The 1,727-nt window shown below is 72.9% G+C and carries 3 protein-coding genes; all 3 read left to right on the forward strand.

Translation table 11 applies throughout. The features are described 5' to 3' along the window. The coding region (locus G3I65_RS27655; RefSeq protein WP_160698715.1) for a S9 family peptidase at window positions 1-491 on the forward strand (491 nt) is incomplete at its 5' end. After that, complete coding sequence (locus G3I65_RS27660; RefSeq protein ID WP_160698716.1) at window positions 488-1,438, forward strand: LLM class F420-dependent oxidoreductase; 951 nt, start codon at window positions 488-490, stop codon at window positions 1,436-1,438. The genes G3I65_RS27655 and G3I65_RS27660, both read left to right, overlap by 4 nt. Before the next feature lie 55 nt (window positions 1,439-1,493). Continuing rightward, window positions 1,494-1,727: hypothetical protein (locus G3I65_RS27665; protein WP_160698717.1), on the forward strand; the 234-nt coding region annotated here is incomplete at its 3' end.

A 1,727-nucleotide genomic window follows, 5' to 3' on the forward strand; every position in this document is an offset into this window, starting at 1 on the left:
TGCAGGCGGCGGCCGCCGCGCACCCGGAGCTGGACCTGGAGCGCGTCGCGATCCGCGGCTGGTCCTACGGCGGCTACCTGTCGGCGCTGGCGGTGCTGCGCCGCCCGGACGTGTTCCACGCGGCGGTCGCGGGCGCGCCGGTCACCGACTGGTCGCTGTACGACACGCACTACACCGAGCGCTACCTGGGGACTCCGCAGGACGAGCCGGAAAGCTACGCGCACAACTCGCTGATCGAGAGCGCCGCCGAGCTGAGCCGCGCGCTGCTCATCGTGCACGGGCTGGCCGACGACAACGTGTTCGTCGCCCACGCCCTGCGGTTGTCGTCGGCGCTGCTGGCGAAGGGGCGCCCGCACGTCTTCCTGCCGCTGGCGGGCGCGACCCACATGACGCCGCAGGCCGAAGAGGTCGCGGAGAACCTGATGCGCACGCAGGTGGACTGGCTGCTGCGCGAGCTTTCCGCCGTCGCCGTCGACAAGGAGAACGCATGAGCCGCTGGGGCTTGACGATTCCGCTGACCGGGGTGCCGCTGGCCGCGCACCGCGAGCTGGTGGAACAGCTGCCGGACCTGGGTTACACCGACGCGTGGACGGCGGAGACGGCGGGCACGGACGCCTTCACGCCGCTCGTGCTCGCGTCGCAGTGGGCGCCGCAGCTGCGCCTGGGCACGGCGATCGTGCCGGTGTACACCCGAGGCCCGGGCCTGCTGGCGATGCAGGCGGCGACGGTCGCGGAGCTGGCGCCCGGCCGGTTCGTCCTCGGCATCGGCGCGTCGTCCCCGGTGATCGTCTCGAACTGGAACGCGGCTCCCTTCGAAGAGCCGTTCGCGCGGTCGCGGGACACGCTGCGGTTCCTGCGTTCGGCGCTGGCGGGGGAGAAGGTGAGCGAAACCTACGACACGTTCGCCGTCTCGAAGTTCCGCCTGGAGCGCCCGGCCGACCCGCCGCCGTCGATCATGCTGGCCGCCCTGCGCCCCGGCATGCTGCGCCTCGCGGCCCGCGAGGCGGACGGCGCGATCACCAACTGGCTGGCGGCTTCGGACGTGCCCAAGGTCCGTTCGGTGCTCGGCCCCGACGCCGAGCTGGCGGCCCGCATCTTCGTCTGCCCGACGGAGGACGCCGACGCGGCCCGCGGCCTGGGCCGGATGCTGATTTCGAGCTACCTGACGGTTCCGGTGTACGCGGCGTTCCACGACTGGCTCGGCCGGGGCGAGGCCCTCGCCCCGATGCACGAGGCGTGGGCGGCGGGCGACCGGCAGAAGGCGAACCAGGTCATCCCGGACTCGGTGGTGGACGAACTGGTCATCCACGGCAGTGTGGAGTCGTGCCGCGAGCAGGTGCGGTCCTATGTGGACAACGGGCTGACGACGCCGATCATCGCGCTGCTGCCGACCGGCGGGGACCCGTTCGAGCAGGTGCGCGGCCTGGCGCCCCGCTGATATTCCGTTGCCCGCCTCCGGCGCCGGGTGTTTCCTGGGCGCCGGAGGAGGACGGATGGGACGGAAGACGCCGCAAGAGAAGAAGCGGCTGAGCTACCTCAAGGACCGGCGCGACGACTACGGCGAGAACGCCAAGTCCTCGCGCAAGAACCTGCCGCGCAGCAAGGCGTTCGCGCGCCGCGCCAACCGCGCGCGGGAGAGCCTCGCGCTGCGGGCGGCGACCGGCGTGCCCGACGAAGCCCGCGCCGAAGCGGCCGAGCTGCGGCTGCTGGGGAAGCGCCGCCGGGTC

Origin of the sequence: Amycolatopsis sp. SID8362 (genome assembly GCF_010550475.1) — a bacterium.
In the GTDB taxonomy this organism is placed as follows: Bacteria; Actinomycetota; Actinomycetes; order Mycobacteriales; family Pseudonocardiaceae; genus Amycolatopsis; species Amycolatopsis eburnea.

Excerpts from the sequence above, each read along its gene's own strand:
- G3I65_RS27660 (WP_160698716.1), top strand. The coding sequence starts at position 488 with ATGAGCCGCTGGGGCTTGACGATTCCGCTGACCGGGGTGCCGCTGGCC.